Annotated in this window: 16 protein-coding genes; all 16 read left to right on the forward strand. The window is 48.8% G+C overall.

The features are described from left to right. Nucleotides 1-45: 45 nt before the first annotated feature. Nucleotides 46-348, forward strand: coding sequence for a MazG-like family protein (locus NLX78_RS05005; protein ID WP_013312791.1), 303 nt, complete (start codon nt 46-48; stop codon nt 346-348). A 5-nt stretch (nt 349-353) separates the two neighbouring features. After that, nucleotides 354-1,271, forward strand: coding sequence for a DUF2232 domain-containing protein (locus NLX78_RS05010; RefSeq protein WP_061830436.1), 918 nt, complete (start codon nt 354-356; stop codon nt 1,269-1,271). 11 nt (nt 1,272-1,282) lie between these two features. Continuing rightward, nucleotides 1,283-3,271, forward strand: coding sequence for a DHH family phosphoesterase (locus tag NLX78_RS05015; RefSeq protein ID WP_039272108.1), 1,989 nt, complete (start codon nt 1,283-1,285; stop codon nt 3,269-3,271). Continuing rightward, entirely contained in the window at nt 3,268-3,711 is a 444-nt protein-coding gene (rplI, locus tag NLX78_RS05020; protein WP_254349769.1) for a 50S ribosomal protein L9, read from the forward strand. The genes NLX78_RS05015 and rplI overlap by 4 nt, the downstream gene beginning before the upstream one ends. 2 nt (nt 3,712-3,713) lie before the next feature. Beyond that, entirely contained in the window at nt 3,714-5,072 is a 1,359-nt protein-coding gene (gene dnaB, locus NLX78_RS05025) for a replicative DNA helicase (protein WP_013373892.1), read from the forward strand. 377 nt (nt 5,073-5,449) lie between these two features. After that, nucleotides 5,450-6,736 (forward strand): adenylosuccinate synthase, encoded by a 1,287-nt coding sequence (locus NLX78_RS05030; RefSeq protein WP_029518946.1) that lies wholly within the window; start codon nt 5,450-5,452, stop codon nt 6,734-6,736. A 203-nt stretch (nt 6,737-6,939) separates the two neighbouring features. Continuing rightward, on the forward strand, nt 6,940-7,764 hold the full coding sequence (locus tag NLX78_RS05035; RefSeq protein ID WP_039272106.1) for an ABC transporter permease: 825 nt from the start codon (nt 6,940-6,942) through the stop codon (nt 7,762-7,764). 53 nt (nt 7,765-7,817) lie between these two features. Then, a complete protein-coding gene (locus NLX78_RS05040) occupies nt 7,818-8,849 on the forward strand; it encodes an ABC transporter ATP-binding protein (RefSeq protein WP_254349770.1) in 1,032 nt (343 codons plus the stop codon). Between the two features lie 98 nt (nt 8,850-8,947). Further along, nucleotides 8,948-10,117 (forward strand): extracellular solute-binding protein, encoded by a 1,170-nt coding sequence (locus NLX78_RS05045; protein ID WP_254349771.1) that lies wholly within the window; start codon nt 8,948-8,950, stop codon nt 10,115-10,117. 2 nt (nt 10,118-10,119) lie between these two features. Next, entirely contained in the window at nt 10,120-10,962 is an 843-nt protein-coding gene (locus tag NLX78_RS05050) for an ABC transporter permease (RefSeq protein WP_165178318.1), read from the forward strand. 31 nt (nt 10,963-10,993) lie between these two features. Beyond that, complete coding sequence (locus tag NLX78_RS05055) at nt 10,994-12,508, forward strand: hypothetical protein (protein ID WP_039272099.1); 1,515 nt, start codon at nt 10,994-10,996, stop codon at nt 12,506-12,508. After that, on the forward strand, nt 12,505-12,972 hold the full coding sequence (locus NLX78_RS05060; RefSeq protein WP_254349772.1) for a hypothetical protein: 468 nt from the start codon (nt 12,505-12,507) through the stop codon (nt 12,970-12,972). Before NLX78_RS05055 ends, NLX78_RS05060 begins: the two co-directional genes overlap by 4 nt. Continuing rightward, the gene (locus tag NLX78_RS05065; protein WP_254349773.1) at nt 12,965-13,972 is read left to right on the forward strand and encodes a CehA/McbA family metallohydrolase; all 1,008 of its coding nucleotides are present in this window, start codon (nt 12,965-12,967) and stop codon (nt 13,970-13,972) included. Before NLX78_RS05060 ends, NLX78_RS05065 begins: the two co-directional genes overlap by 8 nt. Nucleotides 13,973-13,999: 27 nt before the next feature. After that, entirely contained in the window at nt 14,000-14,716 is a 717-nt protein-coding gene (locus NLX78_RS26690; RefSeq protein ID WP_254349774.1) for a GntR family transcriptional regulator, read from the forward strand. Between the two features lie 147 nt (nt 14,717-14,863). Then, nucleotides 14,864-15,523 carry a hypothetical protein gene (locus NLX78_RS05075; RefSeq protein ID WP_254349775.1) on the forward strand — a complete coding sequence of 220 codons (660 nt, stop codon included), beginning with the start codon at nt 14,864-14,866 and terminating at the stop codon, nt 15,521-15,523. A gap of 323 nt (nt 15,524-15,846) precedes the next feature. Beyond that, the gene (locus tag NLX78_RS05080) at nt 15,847-17,370 is read left to right on the forward strand and encodes a M23 family metallopeptidase (protein WP_235306811.1); all 1,524 of its coding nucleotides are present in this window, start codon (nt 15,847-15,849) and stop codon (nt 17,368-17,370) included. Nucleotides 17,371-17,600: the final 230 nt, after the last annotated feature.

Genomic DNA, 17,600 nt, shown 5'->3' on the forward strand with positions numbered 1-17,600 from the left:
TAATGGAGAATAAAGCTTTTTCAGAGGGGTGTGACTCTTCATCATATGCCTAAAGAAATGGATGTAGTTAAACGAGCCAAGGTTATTGAATGGCTTAAAACAGAGGTGCTTGACCAAGTCTCCCGTCTGTTTAAGGCGATGTGGGAAGGCAGTACAGCCCGCATCGGTGATTGTTTGGCGAGTTTGGTGATGAGCAGTTATATTTTGGGGAGGCGCCTTGGAGTGTCTTACCGTGAATTGGATGATCTACTCATCGACAAGCTAAGAAAGCACAGAAAAGAAGGACACCAGCTGGAGGATTGGTATCAGGACATTTCCGCACTGGAAGAACATATGCGTAAGAGGTGAAAACGTTGAAATTCCGCTTGGCAACTGTAGCATGGAGCATCATTTATTTGCTTCTGCTGCTGACTCTATTGACACCATTAAGAATCATTACCGTATTTTTGCTGATTGTGCCTGGCGCTGTATTGTTTTCATCGCTGCCTTTCAAAGGATTTCTGGTCCACGTCATACCGGTGCTGTTAATTATAGCGCTACTCGATGTGTATTCGCTGCTCCCTGCGATTTATTTTCTGATTCCTTCAATAATGATGGGACGGATTTATAAAAAGGGAGGACCTGCTTTTCAAGCGTTGATGACCGGAATGGGCATTATTTTAGCCGAGTTGTTGGTTGTTCTGTTTATCGCTACGTATTCCTTTGGATTTGATCTTTCGCAGTACCTTCGTGATCAGGCTGCGATATCGGCAAGTATTGTACAGCAGGTTTTGAGTACTAATCCGATGTTTTCAAACATGAATTGGACGGCAGAGGATACGCAGAAACTCGGCACAATGCTGATTGGAAAAATTCCGTATGTGCTGATCGTGACCTCGTTCATATTGGCGGTAATTACGCATGCTTTGGCACGTCCGGCATTGAGCAGTCTCGACGTACCGGTACGCAAAATGAAGCCTGCCCGCGAGTGGAGGCTACCGCGCGCGCTGATCTGGTATTATCTGCTGGCAATTGTAATTGAATGGATAGCAGGGTCTTCCGATAGCAGCTGGATTCAAATGGTTTCCATTAGTATGCTACCGCTGATTCATGCATGTTTTATTATCCAGACGATTGGTTTTGTATACTTCTGGACGCATAGCCGTAAAATGAGCCCGGTGATTGCGTTGCTGCTGTCGCTCGTCGTTCTGGTGTTCCAGCCGCTCCGCATTATAGGTATTATTGATTTGGCCTTTCCGCTGCGTGAAGCTATTACAAGATCAAAGAAATAGGGTGAACAGTCATGCCTAAATTTCTACAAAAACGCTGGCACGGCTATCAGACGGTTTGGGCGTTTTTACTGCTGCTGGTGCTTGTCATATGTATTTCCATGTACAACTGGGAACTGGGTGTGATAGGACTGCTGCTGTCATTCTTGCTCGGCGGGCTGATGCTGAAGACGGAATTGGATTTTCGTCGGGAACTGAATCAATATATCAGCGGTCTTTCCTTCCGGATCAAGCGGGTGGAAGGGGAAGCGATTAGTGCATTGCCGTTCGGCATCATTTTATACAGTGAAAATCGAACGGTAGAATGGCACAATCGGTTTGCCGGGGAGATGTTCGAGGAGCAATCACTGATTGGTGAATCTCTTCAAGATTTGTTTCCTCAACTCGCAGGTGCTCTAAGCACCAAGAAGGAAACAAAGGAGCCTGCTCGTGAGCTGAAGGTGGAGCTACAGCATGATGAGCGTCATTATCAGTTTCTGATTGTGCCCGATGAGCGTCTGATATATTTGTATGAAGTCACGGAGTTGGCGGTGCTACGCAAGCAGTATGAAAACGAGCGGTTGGCGCTCGGTATTGTCATGCTCGATAATATGGACGAAGCTGCTCAGGGGATGGACGATCAGCAGCGCACCGCGCTTATTGCGAAGGTGTCAAGCGAGATTACATCCTGGGCTAATCAGTACAATATTTATTTGCGTCGATTATCTTCTGAGCGTTATCTCATTATGCTAAATCATAAAGCGCTTCAGGAGCTGGAGCAAAGTCGATTCGTCATTCTGGATACCGTAAGGGAAATGACAGCGGATTTGAAAGTACCGATGACACTGAGTATTGGCTTATCCTTCGGTGCAGAGAGCATCAAGGAGCTAGGGGAGCTGGCCCAATCCAGTCTAGATATGGCGCTTGGGCGTGGAGGCGATCAGGCAGCAGTGAAGGCGGGACAACGCCTATCCTTTTACGGAGGCAAGTCCAATGCTGTCGAGAAGCGGACCAGAGTGCGTGCCCGAGTCATTGCACATGCGCTGCGTGATCTGATGCAGGAGAGCGACCGCGTGCTGATTATGGGACACAAAATACCGGACATGGATGCAGTGGGAGCGGCCATCGGTGTGTGGAAGGCTGCGGCGCTTTACAATGTAGAGGCACATATCGTACTGGATAAATCCAATCCGTCTATCGACCGAATGATGGAGCAGGTAAACAAGGATGAGAAGTTATCGCAAGCGCTCCTGACGCCAGAGCAGTCGCTCCAGCTAATGACTGAGCACAGTCTGCTGGTCGTGGTGGACACGCACAAGGCCTCCATGACGATTGAGCCGCGTCTAGTGCAGACGGCCAGTCGGGTGGTGGTTGTCGACCATCATCGTCGGGGTGAGGAATTTATTAACGATTCGGTTCTGATCTACTTGGAGCCCTATGCGTCATCGGCCTGTGAGCTGGTGACCGAGCTGCTGCAATATATCCATGAGAAGGTCCAACTGACACCGCTGGAGGCAACATCACTGTTGGCAGGGATTACGGTGGATACTAAGCATTTTTCCCTGCATACAGGCTCGCGTACATTTGAGGCAGCCGGCTTTTTACGGCGTAGCGGGGCAGATACAGTTATGATCCAGCGCATGTTAAAAGAGGACCTGGATGAATATATTGCTAAGGCGGAAATTATTAAGCATGCTAAAATGATATATGGGCATATCGCAATTGCGGTAACTGAGCCCGGACAGAAAATACCGCAGCTCCTGATTGCTCAGGTGGCGGATTCATTACTCAATATGACGGATGTACTGGCCTCCTTTGTGGTCAGTGAACGTCCTGACGGCCTGGTGGGGATCAGCGCCCGTTCACTCGGACGCATGAACGTACAGGTCGTCATGGAACGGCTAGGCGGCGGAGGACATCTGACGAATGCGGCGGTTCAGCTGGATTGCCCGCTGGAGGAAGCTAAGCGCAGAGTGGTCGACGTGCTGGCCGAAATTGATGGGGAAGAGGGGTTATTTGAATGAAAGTGATATTCATTAAAGATATGAAGGGCCAAGGGAAGAAGGGGCAAATTAAGGAAGTGTCGGACGGTTATGCAGCGAATTTCCTGTTGCCGCGTGGTGTTGCCCGCCCAGCGACAGAAGGAAATATGAAGACGCTGGAAAATCAGAATGCTGCGGAGGAAAAGCGTAAGCAAGAGGAAAAGGAAGAGGCGCAAGTGCTCGGCAAAAAGCTGGAAGAGACAACGGTTCAGCTCAAGGCGAAGGCTGGTGAAGGTGGACGGCTGTTCGGCGCGATTACAAGCAAGCAAATCGCGGAGGCAGTAGCTAAAACTGGCATCAAGCTGGACAAACGCAAAATTGAGCTGGAAGAACCGATTCGTACGTTGGGCGTGACTCAAATGACCGTTAAGCTTCATCCTGAGGTCAAAGCTACGCTGAAAGTACAGGTGACTGAAGAATAATTATGGGCGGCGAATTTTTTGATCGGATTCCTCCGCAAAATCTGGAGGCTGAACAGGCGGTTATCGGGTCTATTTTGCTCCAGTCTGAAGCACTGATTACCGCAATGGAGCGGGTGCAGACCGAGGACTTTTATGATAAGGCTCATCAGATGATTTACGAAGCAATGATTGAGCTGGGTGAATCCGGACAGCCGATTGACTTGGTTACGCTGACCTCGAAAATTCAGGACAAGGGACAGCTAGAGGATATCGGCGGTGTCAGTTATCTGGCGAAGCTGGCTCACGGGGTGCCAACAGCGGCTAACGTGGATTACTATGCCCAGATCATTGAAGAAAAAGCGATGCTTCGTCGCTTGATTCGTGCAGCTACACAGATTGTGAGCGAAGGCTATAGCAGTGGCGAGGATGTCGCTGGTATGCTGAGCGATGCTGAGCGCAAGATTATGGAGATATCCAACGGGCGCTCAGGTAGTGGCTTTATTGCCATCCGCGATGTCGTGATGGAAGTGTTTGACCGCGTTGAATTGCTGCATCAGAACAAGGGCAATACGACCGGAATTCCGTCTGGATTTGTTGATTTGGACAAGATGACGGCGGGTTTCCAGCGCAATGACTTGATCATTGTGGCCGCCCGTCCATCCGTAGGTAAAACAGCGTTCGCTCTGAATATTGCGCAAAACGTTGCAGTTCGGGCAAAAGAGACAGTAGCCATCTTCAGTCTGGAGATGTCGGCCGCTCAGCTCGTGCAGCGGATGATTTGCGCCGAGGCCAATCTAGACGCGAACGTCATGCGGACAGGTGAATTTAAAGGCGACGACGATTGGGCGAAGCTGACGATGGGCATTGCAGCCTTGTCAGAGGCAGAAATCTATATCGATGATACACCCGGCATCACTGTGGCTGATATCCGTGCCAAATGCCGCCGTCTTAAGGCGGAAAAGGGACTGGGTATGATCGTAATCGACTACTTGCAGCTGATCCACGGACGAGGCAAAGCAGGCGAGAACCGGCAGCAGGAGGTATCGGAAATTTCACGGACATTGAAACAAATCGCTCGTGAGCTTGAAGTGCCTGTAATTGCCCTCTCCCAGCTGAGTCGGGGTGTGGAGCAGCGTCAAGACAAGCGGCCGATGATGAGTGACTTGCGGGAATCGGGTTCTATCGAGCAGGATGCTGATATCGTGGCGTTTCTGTACCGGGATGATTACTATAATCAGGAAACAGAAAAGAAGAATATTATTGAGATTATCATTGCCAAGCAGCGTAACGGCCCGGTCGGTACGGTAGAGTTGGTCTTTCTCAAAAATTATAATAAATTCGCTAATTACGAGCGTGCCCATTCGGATGCGTTCGCCGGATAACATATTAGTATCATTAGAAAAGGCTCTTTCGACGCGGATTTCGCGATCTCGAAAGGGTCTTTTTTTATATAATTCACGTATTTTCATATAAGGAATGAAACTCTCAATTACGAACAATAATATTTTCATGTAATATAATGTTCGCTTTTTATTTGACTTTAAAAAATGGTGCTGTTACACTTATAGTGCTGCTTCAACGCAGTGGGGAGATCATTACGCCCGGGGCTTTCCGAACCTACGGAATGTCTGCGACGGACGTTTTTTCCTGCTGTCCGAGAACGCTCCATATCTGCTCGCTCAGGCGGTTGAAGTCGGATATGCGTAGTGTGTCAGCTCAAAATCAGAGTGTCTGTGGGCACTCCACGGAGGAATGAAACATGTCAACTGTAGTCGTTGTGGGAACACAATGGGGAGACGAAGGCAAAGGTAAAATCACGGACTATCTGGCGGAAAGCGCTGAAGTGGTGGCCCGTTACCAAGGCGGAAACAATGCTGGTCATACGATTCTCATTGACGGTAAAAAGTACAAGCTGAGCCTGATTCCATCCGGCGTTTTTTATGAAGATAAAAAGTGTGTTATTGGCAACGGCATGGTAGTCAATCCAGCCGCTCTTATTGAAGAAATTACTTACATTCATGATAATGGCTTTTCTACGAAAAATTTGGTCATTAGTGACCGTGCACATGTGATTATGCCGTACCATATGACGCTGGATGTGCTGGAAGAAGACCGCAAAGGTCCTAACAAAATTGGTACTACCCGTAAAGGGATTGGCCCTGCTTATATGGATAAAGCTGCACGTAACGGTATTCGTATTGCTGATTTGCTGGATGCAGAGGAATTCGAAAAGAAGCTGCGCCATCAAACGAAAGAAAAAAACCAAGTGATTGAACAAGTATATGGCGGCGAGCCATTGGATGTAGAAGCAATACTGAAACAGTATCTGGAATATGCTGAATTTATCCGTCCTTATGTAGGCGATACGTCTGTCGTGTTGAATGATGCGATTGACGCAAATCAAAAGGTACTGTTTGAAGGTGCGCAAGGCGTTATGCTCGATATCGACCAAGGTACGTATCCATACGTTACGTCCTCCAACCCGTCGGCTGGCGGCGTATGTATTGGTTCCGGTGTGGGACCATCCAAGATTCAACAAGTCATCGGTGTAGCTAAATCGTACACAACTCGTGTAGGTGATGGACCCTTCCCAACTGAGCTGAACGATGAAGTCGGCGATTACATTCGTGAAACAGGTCATGAGTACGGTACGGTTACAGGTCGTGCTCGTCGTGTTGGCTGGTTTGACAGCGTCGTTGTGCGTCATGCCCGTCGTGTCAGTGGGTTAACGGGTCTTTCCCTGAACTCGCTGGACGTATTGACTGGCCTGAAAACGGTGAAAATTTGCACAGGTTACAAGTACCGCGGTGAGGTGATTACGCATTATCCGGCTAGCCTGAAAATGCTGGCGGAATGCGAAGCGGTATATGAAGAAATGCCAGGTTGGAGCGAAGACATCACTGGCGTGAAAACGCTGGAGGAACTGCCTGAGACTACACGCAATTACGTACAACGCGTGTCTGATCTGACAGGTATCCCAATTGCTATTTTCTCGGTTGGGCGTAATCGCGATCAAACGAATCAGGTGCTTCCGATTTATTTGTAGGACAAGAATAATATAGCTATTGATATACGTTCAAAGAGAGAGGCTGTTAGCAGCCTCTCTCTTTTTTTATTCTGTGAAGTGTTAAATGGTTCCTTCCCCTTTACATAATCTTATCTTCCTTGTCGATTTGTGATAACAAACCCTCTCTATAATCCAAATAGAAAAGAGATTCGGACGTCTAGACGTCTTGAGAGGGATGAATTATGAACTGGTATCTTCGCTCACTCGGCACACGCAAAATTGTGGAGTTCATTGTGCTTATCATTTTCGTCATTTTTTTCCTAGGTCCTCTGACCAATCTTCTCCTTTTGGCGGTTTCGGGAAAATGGCAGTATCCTGCACCGCTCCCGCAGAGCTTGTCACTGGAATGGTGGAAGTTTGTACTTACCCAGGATGATGTACTCAGCTCGATTTCTCTATCCTTCCTGATTGCGATTACCGTTACGGTCTGCTCCATTATCGTATGTATTCCTGCTGCTTATGCCTTTGCACGAATTTCTTTCCCGTTCAGTAAATGGTTCCTTTTCTCATTCCTGCTTACGCATGCTTTTCCGAAAATGGGTTTGTATGTGTCTATTGCCGTACTATTCTACCAATTCGGGTTGATGAACACCTTTGCAGGCATTGTGCTTATCCATATGGTAAACACGCTCATGTATATGACCTGGATTCCATCCTCTGCCTTCCGCAGCGTACATCGTGCACAAGAGGAGTCAGCGCGGGATGCTGGAGCCGGACCATTTCGGGTGTTTTGGAAAATCACATTTCCTATGGCGCTGCCCGGCATTGTGGTCGCCTCCATTTTTACCTTTCTTGCTTCACTGGATGAAGCACAGGGGACACTCCTTGTCGGAACGCCGGACTATAAAACAATGCCAGTCATCATGTATTCCATCATTGCTGATTATCCGAGCACAACGGGTGCTGTTTTCTCAGTCATTCTTACCCTGCCAACAATCATTCTGCTATTGGCAGCCAAGCGTTTTGTAAGTGCGGATGTCCTGGCAGGCGGATTTCAGGTGAAATAACGTAATTGGTCAAAAGAGGAGTTTGTAAAATCCTGAAAAAGGAGCCTAAGCTAATGCCCATTCAATTATCCATTCAAGAGTTAACCAAGCGCTTCAAGACAGGAGACGGAGTCAAAGGCATTTCACTTGACGTGATGAAGGGAGAGCTGGTGACACTGCTGGGACCTTCCGGCTGTGGTAAAACAACCGTGCTTCGCTCCATTGGCGGCTTTTTGGACCCGGACAGTGGCGACATTCAGATTCAGGGTAAAAGTGTACTCAAGCTGCCGCCCGAAAAGCGTCCGACAGCTATGGTGTTCCAAAGCTATAATTTGTGGCCGCATATGACCGTGTATGACAACCTGGCTTTCGGGTTGAAGATTCGAAAGGTGAAGAAGACAGAGATTGACCGTCAGGTGAAGGAAGCGCTAGCGCTGGTTCGGCTAGAGAGCGCAGAGCGTAAAACGCCGGGACAGCTCTCGGGCGGTCAGCAGCAGCGGGTAGCACTCGCTCGGGCTCTGCTGCTAAAGCCTGATGTATTGCTGCTGGACGAGCCCTTTTCCGCGCTTGATGCCAAATTGCGTATGGAGATGAGAGAGGAGCTGCGCGATATCCAGACCCAGACAGGGATGACGATGGTGTTCGTCACCCATGATCAGGAGGAGGCGCTGTCCATTTCCGACCGCATCGTCGTTATGAATGCGGGCCGAATTGAGCAGCTCTCTTCACCGCAGGAGATCTATGACAAGCCACAGTCACTTTTTGTAGCAGGTTTTATTGGCCGGATCAATTTATTAAAGGGGGTGAGTACAGGTCGCAGTGTCTCTGTGAGCGGAATACCGTTTGCACAAGAGCATGAATACACGGGTAAATCCATGGTTGGTGTAAGGCCAGAGGATATTGTTCTGACGACGGAAGAAAAAGGTTCTCTAGCCGGAACGATCAGACAAGTGATGATTCTCGGGCATTATGCGGAAGTTTCGCTTGATAGCGGTACCCATCATCTGAAAATGTTTGTGCCGCGTGAACGAGCGACCGAGCTGCGCAGTGGAGAGCACATCAGATTCAGCTTCAGTAAAATTGTTACTTTTCCAGCAGCACAGTGAAGATTCACGATCAACCTCTATATCGCATCAATGTCCATCACGAACGCATCATCTGGTGATGCTGCGAACTTGTGCAACTATCTAAAGGAGGCAACAACGTGTTTGGGAAAAAGAATATGGGTCTGGTTTTGGCAGGGGTACTTAGTTTATCGTTGTTGGCTGGCTGTGGAAACGGCGGTAATGCCGCTACGGCTATAGGGGAAGCCAAGTCTACCAAAGCGGGAGCCGCTACCGGAACGACGGAAATCTCCCTGTACACTGGAGGGTCTCTGAACGTTAAAGAGCTGTGGGAAACGTTAATCAAGGACTTTGAAGCTAAAAATGATCACGTTAAGGTCAAACTGGTGTATTTGCCAGCAGGAACCGGAGGTGCATCTACACTGGACCGTCTGATCGCAGCCAAGAAAAGCGGACAAACCGATACAGATATCGACCTGTACGAAGGCAGTCTGGATGACATCACTAAAGGGGTAGGCGAGAAACTGTGGGAAACGGTGGACGCTGCCAAAGTTCCAAATTTGAAGAATGTGGATGAAACGTATCTCAAGCAAGTGAATAATCAGGCCATTCCATACCGTGCCTCTTCGGTTGTCCTTGCCTATAATAGTGCAAAAGTAGCGACACCTCCGAAAACAGCCGACGAGCTGTACACGTGGATTCGCCAGCATCCGGGCAAGTTCGCCTATAATGATCCGTCCACGGGTGGATCAGGCAGCTCGTTTGTGAACACGGTTATCTATAATTTCCTTCCGCCAGAGGCGATGAACAGTGATGATCCGGCAAATATGAAAAAATGGGATCAAGGTTTCTCACTGCTCAAGGAACTGGGCCCTTCAATGTACCAAAAAGGAGTCTATCCTAAGAAGAACCAAGGTACGCTTGATATTTTAGCAAGTGGAGAGGTTGACATGGTTCCAGCTTGGTCTGATATGGCGCTCGAACAACTGGCTAAAGGGCTGCTTCCAGACACGGTGAAGCTGACACAGATCGACCCTGCTTTTACAGGTGGACCCTCTTATCTGATGGTTCCTTCGCTTTCCTCCAAAAAAGAAGCAACTCAGGAATTCTTGAATTATATACTGACGCCTGAAGCGCAAACGGTGGTTATTAATAAAATGTACGGCTATCCGGGGATTAAGTGGAATCTGATGCCAACGGAACTGCAAGAGAAATTCAACAGTGTATCTTCTGGATACCGCAGCTTTAATAGCGGAGAGCTTCAGCAGGAAATCTACAAACGCTGGCAAAGTGAAGTAGCGGGCGGTTGAGCATGAGTTCATTGTCCAAAAGGGGGATGCTGGGGCTTGCTCTGGTCATCCCGTCTTTTCTCATTTTGCTGGTCGTCGTTATTATTCCGATTCTTTATGCCGTGAAGGAAAGCTTGATTGATCAATATGGAACGGGCTACGGTCTGGCCAATTATATTCGGCTGTTCACGGAACCTGCCATGCGTAGAAATATCATGTATACGATTAATGTCACGTTAGTCTCGACGGCCCTTACTCTGGTCATCAGCTATGCTTTGGCGATTTATCTGAGATTCGGCAAAGGAGTTGTCGTGAAGTGGATAGGCCGCTTGTATTTTATTCCGATGTTTGTTCCCGGTGTAATTGCAACGTATGCGATCATTACCATGTATGGCAATCACGGTTGGGCTGCACGTCTTTTGCTGCCGCTCGGCATTGAGACGATTCCGAGGATTATTTATGACTACAAAGGGCTGGTGCTGGCTAATTTGTGGTTCAACATTCCGTTCGCAACCATGCTGCTCAGCTCGGCACTTGCCAGCATTCCAAACGCCGTCGTCGAAAGCGCCAGAGATGCCGGAGCCAGCACGATGCAGCTGTTTGGGCGCTTTATTTTACCCCTTTCCTACAAAACGATGTGGGTTGCGGTGACCTTCATTTTCATGGGAATCATGGGAAGCTTTACGGCTCCCTTCCTGATCGGTGCCAACTCACCACAAGTGCTGGGTGTTGCGATGCAGCAGGTGTTTTCCAGCTATCAGGAGACGCATACGGCCAGTGCAATGGCGGTGTTTATGTTTTTACTGTGTTCTTTTATGGGCTACTTTTATATTCGGACAATGGTGAAGGATGCGGATGCTAGCTAGACCGCCGTTATACACTAAGGAGGTTACAGGGATGAACAGCCAAGCAGAGGTGCAAATTACCGGGTTTAGTGGGCGAGTGTGGGAAAAGGATCTGCTGGATTGCGGTTATCGGATTGCCTTACACAAGGCGGAGGTTGAGCTCAGCCCGGGAAACGGGTTCCGGTTTAGGTTCTCCATGCCAGAAGACGGATACGCGGAGCTTGATCTGTTCGCCAGATCAGACAGTGACTGGGCTGCGACAGATCGAGAATCTGCCTTCGTACGCCTCTACCTGAATGAAGCCTATAATCAAGATGTCATTTTGTACTATGGCAGCAGTCAGGGAGTGTATACCCGTTTGTTGGGACATCTAAAAGAAGGCGATTATGAGGTCTATGCTGAATTTCGCGAACTGGAATCGGCTCCGCTTGTATCTCGAGCATGGATCGATGGGGTTGAACTGCGCTGCGTGGCTGATTCCTCTCCAAGATCGCTGATTTATCGCCATACCCCGCTTTTATATGGCCGCAATCTCTCACATCCCTATGAGAATCGCTTTACGGATACACCGCTTGTTTTGTTCTATTCCGTGGAAGGGAATGAGGAGAAGACAGTCATCGAATATCAGATGATGTTCAGCCATGAAGATGAGGGAACGCCCGCGCCGCTGCTTATGAGCAAATGGGGAAGAACGACCGATATCGAATGGATGTACCGCGTCGAGCTGGATGCGGAAGGCAATGTTCTGGAAGCTGTTTTCCAGGGGGCACATCATATTACGACTGCGTTTAATGGCAATTATGATCTGGGTGGGCATCCTGTTCTCCAATCCGCAACAACTAACGGAAACTTTAAGGATGACATCACATCGGACTATCGTTTTATGCTGCCGCCTGCTTTCCAGTGGAAACCAGAGGAAGAGCCACGTGAGGCGGTCATGAGCCGTTTTCCTTTTGCCTATCAGGTCACTGGGTGGGAGATGGAACGTCAGCAGGAGCTGGAAATACCGTCACAAGCCTCTTCCATTACACTTGCACACCAGCGTAGCTATGTGTTTATCCAGACTTCCAAACGCCCCTTACGGGATTCAGACAGAGAATTGTCTCCAGGGTTCAAGCCTGGCTTCAATCGGCGCGAGGAAGATGCCTGTGTCGATGTCCAGCTTCGCCTTCACGGCTCGGAGCAGTGGTATTCATCGTGCCATCATGATCTGAGACTCGGGGATTTTAGAGCCGCTTATGAGGGGGCAGAGTCACATTTTTCTACCACGATCAAGCTGTCTGGAGAGGCTGTGCTCGAGGATATAGCTGAAATCAGAGCCGTATTGCTGGAAGGCGGTGCGGACAGCATGGAAGTAGCCGGCCTGTGTGCTTTTACGTTAAACGAGGATAATCTCCCGCAGTTCCCGGGTATTCGTACAGACCGGGTGATTAAGCTGACGCGGCTTCAACCCGTGGGTGTTTTATGGGCGGCAGACAAAGACATGTCGGGTGATGAAGAACATCCTGTGAATGATATGGTAAAGCATGTTGTGGATGAACTGTCTAGCCAGGATGGGGAGTCATGAGCAGACTGCTGTATGTGGAGGGAACGGTCGACAGAACCTGCACCCAGAGCCATATTACGTACTCCTTCCATATTCCACAGCCGACTGAAACGATTCGTATTCACTTCTCTTACACGCCTAAGTTATTGGAGGATCAAGAGCAAGCACGAGGAATCATTGAGGAAAGCATGTGCAAATACGGATACGACGAGCCGGGGCATTCATCCGATCTGTGGAAGAAGTATATCCCGCTGCAAAATTTATTAACGCTGTCTGTCGATGATCCTCTCCGTCACCGTGGAAATGCGCACCTTCCCGAGATGCAGCAGGAGCATTGGCTCGGTTCGTCTACGGCTTCGCCGGGATTCCTCGCAGGAGATAATCCGGCGGGCATGTGGCGGATTACGGTCAGTCTGCATGCCGTTGTAACCGAGACGCTTGCCTACCAAATTCATGTATTGGGGGAGGAAGCAGCATATGCTTAAATGGATTCCAGCTGAGCTTCACACCCATACGCTTCACAGCGACGGAAAGCAAACGCTGGAGGAGCTTGTTCAAAGCGCAGTGGATCTGGGACTTGAGTGCATCGCTATGACGGATCACAACACGCAATCGGCACTTGCGGATCAGGAACAGGTTCAGCGGCAGTTTGGTCTCCCGATCATTTCAGGGATGGAGTGGACGACCTTTTACGGGCATATGCTGACGCTTGGGGTTGACCGCTTTATCGACTGGCGTGTGCTGGGACCAGATGACATCCATGAGGGGATTCGGCAGGTGCATGAGCAGGGAGGCATTGCAGGGATTGCCCATCCGTTCAGGATTGGAAGTCCGATCTGTACGGGGTGCTTTTGGGAATACACGATTCAGGATTGGTATGAGGTGGATTATATAGAAGTCTGGTCAACGCTTATGCCATCTATTAAGCGGGATAGCCAGCGGGCGTTTGCCATGTGGACCGATTTGTTGAATCAGGGGTATCGCATCACTGCGGTAAGCGGTCGGGACTGGCATGTATCTAAACCGGATGATGCGCTTCCGGCTGTTACGTATCTGGGGGTTCATGATGAAGCAGAAGAGCGAGAAGGCTTAGCAGACCGGGCAGTTGAGGCGATTCGCCACGGTTCAGTGTCAGTTACGATGGGACCGTTACTGACGATGTGGGCACAGATTAAGGGCAGAGAACATCGTTATCCCATCGGCGAATGCATAGAGCTGACTGTAGAAGATTCACTATCTGTGACGGTTCAATTGGATGTGGAAGCAAGAGCAGCCCATTACAACCTCAAGCCTCAGAATCTTCGTCTTCTGCTGACAAGTAGTCACGGAATATGCTCCGAGATTCAGATCCCTGCTCACACAGGAGAATATACGCTGTCATTGCAAGATCCTCTAGGTAAGGGCTGGATACGAGCTGAGCTTTACGGCTGCATGGAAGACTGCGTGATGATGATTGCTTTTACGAATCCGATTTATATGGCTTAACACAATAGAAAGGCTGGGCTTCGGACGGTGTCAACAAAACAAGAGAACATAAAGCAGCTTATAGAAGAATATATGAAGGTTAATCAAATGGGTCCGGGGGATCGGCTGCCGTCGGAAACTGCACTTTCCCAATCGTTTCGTGTCTCGCGTACGACGCTACGGGGAGCTATTCGCCAACTGGAATCGGAAGGTAAGCTGCTTGTAAAACACGGGAGTGGCACGTTTGCGACTTGCCCGCTGCCGAGTATTCCAAGCTCCCTCGACCGCCTGTACAGCATCGGGGACATGATTCGTTCGGCAGGGTTACGGGAAGACGAGCAGCTAGAATCCATTCAGAGAATCTCGGTTTGTCCTCCTGATATTGCCGAACAGATGAGATTTTCCGAGAATGAGCCCATGATTGCTCTAGAGCGTACACGCACTGCCAACGGAGAGGCTGTAGCCCACTCTATCAACTGGATGCCAGAGAAATTAGCCGGACCCATTCTGGAAGGAGACTCTTTTTCAGGCTCGCTTTTTCAGAATCTTGAGTTCAAGGCGGGGGTGCGAATCGTCGGAGCGTATTCCGAGCTTACCGTTCCCAACTATGACGATGCACATATGACGCGTCTGTTGAAGCATCCACAGGCCACGGTATTATTATTAAAGCAGCTTCACTATGATGAAATGAACAGGCAGGTGCTGTATTCTCTGGATTATGTCCGCAGTGACATTTTCCGTTTCTGGGTGCGTCGTACGCGCTGATTCAATCAGAAGGTGGCATCTTCTATTGAATTGTGCTAGTTTTACATATTCCATGGGTTAAAAATCGTCATATCTCGTCAATACTGATCTATATGCACTTCATGATGATACACACATGGCAGGATGCGTATAAGGAGGTAACGGGATATGAGGTGGCTTGGATGGCTGCTCAAAAAAGGAATGACAGTCGTGTTGGTTAGCGCACTAACGCTGGCAGTGACAGGTGTAGTCGTTAATGCTTATGTTCAATCGCTGCTGCGGCAGTTTAACATTCAGCTTGATCATCAGCCCATATGGGGATTGGGTTGGCTAAAGGGCAGTGCGGGTACGGACCAAAGCACAGACACGGGGAAGAACAAGACGACAGGAAGTGGCTCGGGAAGTGTAACACCGCCTGATGATGCGTTGCCTGTCATGGGACAGGGCTTAGAAGAAAGCGGAAGTGAGGCTGGTGGCGCAGCCAATGGCAAGGCATCTCAGGAGGGTGCCACGTCGGCGGGAACATCAGGAAATGAGTCTCGGAAGCAGGCAGAAGGTACAACAGCTACACCTGAAACAAGTATTGAAGGCCATGATTTGGTTATTACGCCCGACCATTTGACGGAGAAGAAGAACAATTTACCAGCGGCACAGAAGCAGGAGATTTTTGCGATTCTGATGAATAAGCTGCCGCCGGAGGAGATGCAGAAAATATCAGCTGCGATGGAAGGCGGTCTCACCGAGCAGGAGCTTCAGGATATTCAGCAGGTGCTTGCAAAGTATTTGACCAAAGAGGAATATAACAAGTTGATGGATTTGCTTAAATGAGTATTTTGCAAAATCCTGAATAAATAACGTTGAATTCAGGGGCAATGTGTATGCTCAAAATAGGACTGTAGAATCCGCGCCATGCGCGGATTTTTTTGCGTGCCAGGAAGGAATTGGAGTGTAGTTGAATTCTTTGTAAAGGCTATGTTAAAGTAAACAGTGTTGTAAAAAGGTTAAATTTTTGAAACCTTTTACGCAACTATGCAATGGTAGATAGCGACTAATATCATAGATGCTTGTGAATACAGGCTAAATTCATAGTGTGAAAGACCAATAACGAACGCATTTATATAGAGATAAGATATGCTGAAAAGGAGAGAGTCATGAAGGTTTTGAAGGAGCAGGATTCACCAGACAGCAGGAATGCAGATTCAAACGTTGCAGACAAGCCTGCTGTGGAAGCGGGGAAAATAGCAAAGTGGTGGAGCGGTCGGAGAAAATGGTTGAGCTGGACGGCAGGCGGTGTGGTGATTGCAGGCAGTCTTATTTTTGCGAGTAATCAGTATGTCGGAGCTAACACAGTTCCTTATTATAAAGTGTATGTAAAAGGCGTCGAGGTCGGAAATATCTTGAATGAGCAACAACTTAAACAGCTGTACGCAACGAAGAGCAAACAGTATAAGGATAAGTATCCCGGCGTCGATATGGTGCTCAATACGAGCGCGGTAACGACAGACATTGAGAAGGCATATAAAGCGGATATCGACAGCGCAGCCACGCTGAAGAAGCTGGATGGTATGCTGACAGCGTATGCCAAAGGGGTAGAAGTGAAGGTCAACGGACAGACGGTTGGCATTGTAAAGGATAAAGCGACTGCACAGGCGGCTTTAAAGCAAGTACAGAAGAAGTACACACCTGTGGGTGAGGGTACATCTACAGGCATCAAGGGGCTGGTTCGCAAAACATCCGTGGGCAGCAGCCATGCGAGTGCTAGTACTAAAACCCCTAAGGCATGGCTGGAGTCTGCCAGTATCCGTGAGAAAATCGCGTATGAGCCTGTGAAAGCAGACCCGAACAAGGTGCTGACAGAGGCTGAAGCAGTCAAAGTGTTGACTGAGGGGCGTGAGGCTCCTATCACGTATACAGTGCAAGAAGGCGATTCTTTGTCGTCGATTGCAACTAAATTTAATATGACCGCTTGGGAGATTAAGCAGAACAATCCCGGCTCGCGTGAGCTATATTTGCAAATTGGAGACGAATTGAAGCTCACTGCTCCTAAGGCTCCGGTTACCGTGCGAACAGTAGAGAAGGTCGTCGAACAGATTGCCATCGAGCCTGAGGTTGAGATTCGCCAGAGCGATGAACTGAAGGCAGGAGTTACCAAAGTGGTCAGACCGGGACAAGCAGGTCTTAAAGAGATGGACTATCGTTTGACCAAGGAGAACGGTGAGGTTGTGCAAGAGGAATGGCTCGGTCAAAAGGTGCTGCAGCCGTCTGTTACTGAGGTGGTTCTTAGAGGAACGAAGGTCGTGGGAGAAGGCTCAGGACAGTTCGCTTGGCCGGTGTCCGGCGCATCGATGTCGAGTAGCTTTGGCGCACGCTGGGGACGTATGCATGAGGGTGTCGATTTGGTCGGTAGCGCTGACATTCACGCATCAGATGAAGGTGTGGTAACATTTGCAGGTCAGCAGAATGGATACGGCAATGTCATTATGATCGATCATCGCAACGGCTACCAAACCGTGTACGGGCATTTGAGCAGCATTGGCGTTCATGTAGGACAGGTGGTTCAGCAAGGCGAGTCGATCGGGGTCATGGGGAACACAGGACGCTCGACCGGAACGCATTTGCATTTTGAAATTCGTAAAGATAATACGCCACGCAATCCAATGACGTATTTAAGATAGGCTGGATGTTTATATCGAGAGTTACATGATTTATGAGGATCAAGGGGAAAGGCCATGTTTTTCTGCATGCTTAACAGTAGGTGCAGGCATGGTTTTTTTCTGCGTAAAGAAAAGGGTCTGGAGAAGTAAGGGAATGGCGCACGGGTATGATAGAATAGAATAAACATCTTATAGGTACTGACAAACGAAAGTTAATTATAGATTATGATCCGTGAAGAGAGGTGAACGCT

The organism is Paenibacillus sp. Lou8.1, from assembly GCF_024213565.1.
Classification (GTDB): domain Bacteria; phylum Bacillota; class Bacilli; order Paenibacillales; family Paenibacillaceae; genus Paenibacillus; species Paenibacillus polymyxa_B.

What these genes read in the sequence shown, in the direction of transcription:
- NLX78_RS05005 (WP_013312791.1), top strand. Translation starts at nt 46, where the DNA reads ATGCCTAAAGAAATGGATGTAGTTAAACGAGCCAAGGTTATTGAATGG.
- NLX78_RS05015 (WP_039272108.1), top strand. Translation starts at nt 1,283, where the DNA reads ATGCCTAAATTTCTACAAAAACGCTGGCACGGCTATCAGACGGTTTGG.
- rplI (WP_254349769.1), top strand. Translation starts at nt 3,268, where the DNA reads ATGAAAGTGATATTCATTAAAGATATGAAGGGCCAAGGGAAGAAGGGG.
- dnaB (WP_013373892.1), top strand. Translation starts at nt 3,714, where the DNA reads ATGGGCGGCGAATTTTTTGATCGGATTCCTCCGCAAAATCTGGAGGCT.
- NLX78_RS05030 (WP_029518946.1), top strand. Translation starts at nt 5,450, where the DNA reads ATGTCAACTGTAGTCGTTGTGGGAACACAATGGGGAGACGAAGGCAAA.
- NLX78_RS05035 (WP_039272106.1), top strand. Translation starts at nt 6,940, where the DNA reads ATGAACTGGTATCTTCGCTCACTCGGCACACGCAAAATTGTGGAGTTC.
- NLX78_RS05040 (WP_254349770.1), top strand. Translation starts at nt 7,818, where the DNA reads ATGCCCATTCAATTATCCATTCAAGAGTTAACCAAGCGCTTCAAGACA.
- NLX78_RS05050 (WP_165178318.1), top strand. Translation starts at nt 10,120, where the DNA reads ATGAGTTCATTGTCCAAAAGGGGGATGCTGGGGCTTGCTCTGGTCATC.
- NLX78_RS05055 (WP_039272099.1), top strand. Translation starts at nt 10,994, where the DNA reads ATGAACAGCCAAGCAGAGGTGCAAATTACCGGGTTTAGTGGGCGAGTG.
- NLX78_RS05060 (WP_254349772.1), top strand. Translation starts at nt 12,505, where the DNA reads ATGAGCAGACTGCTGTATGTGGAGGGAACGGTCGACAGAACCTGCACC.
- NLX78_RS05065 (WP_254349773.1), top strand. Translation starts at nt 12,965, where the DNA reads ATGCTTAAATGGATTCCAGCTGAGCTTCACACCCATACGCTTCACAGC.
- NLX78_RS05075 (WP_254349775.1), top strand. Translation starts at nt 14,864, where the DNA reads ATGAGGTGGCTTGGATGGCTGCTCAAAAAAGGAATGACAGTCGTGTTG.
- NLX78_RS05080 (WP_235306811.1), top strand. Translation starts at nt 15,847, where the DNA reads ATGAAGGTTTTGAAGGAGCAGGATTCACCAGACAGCAGGAATGCAGAT.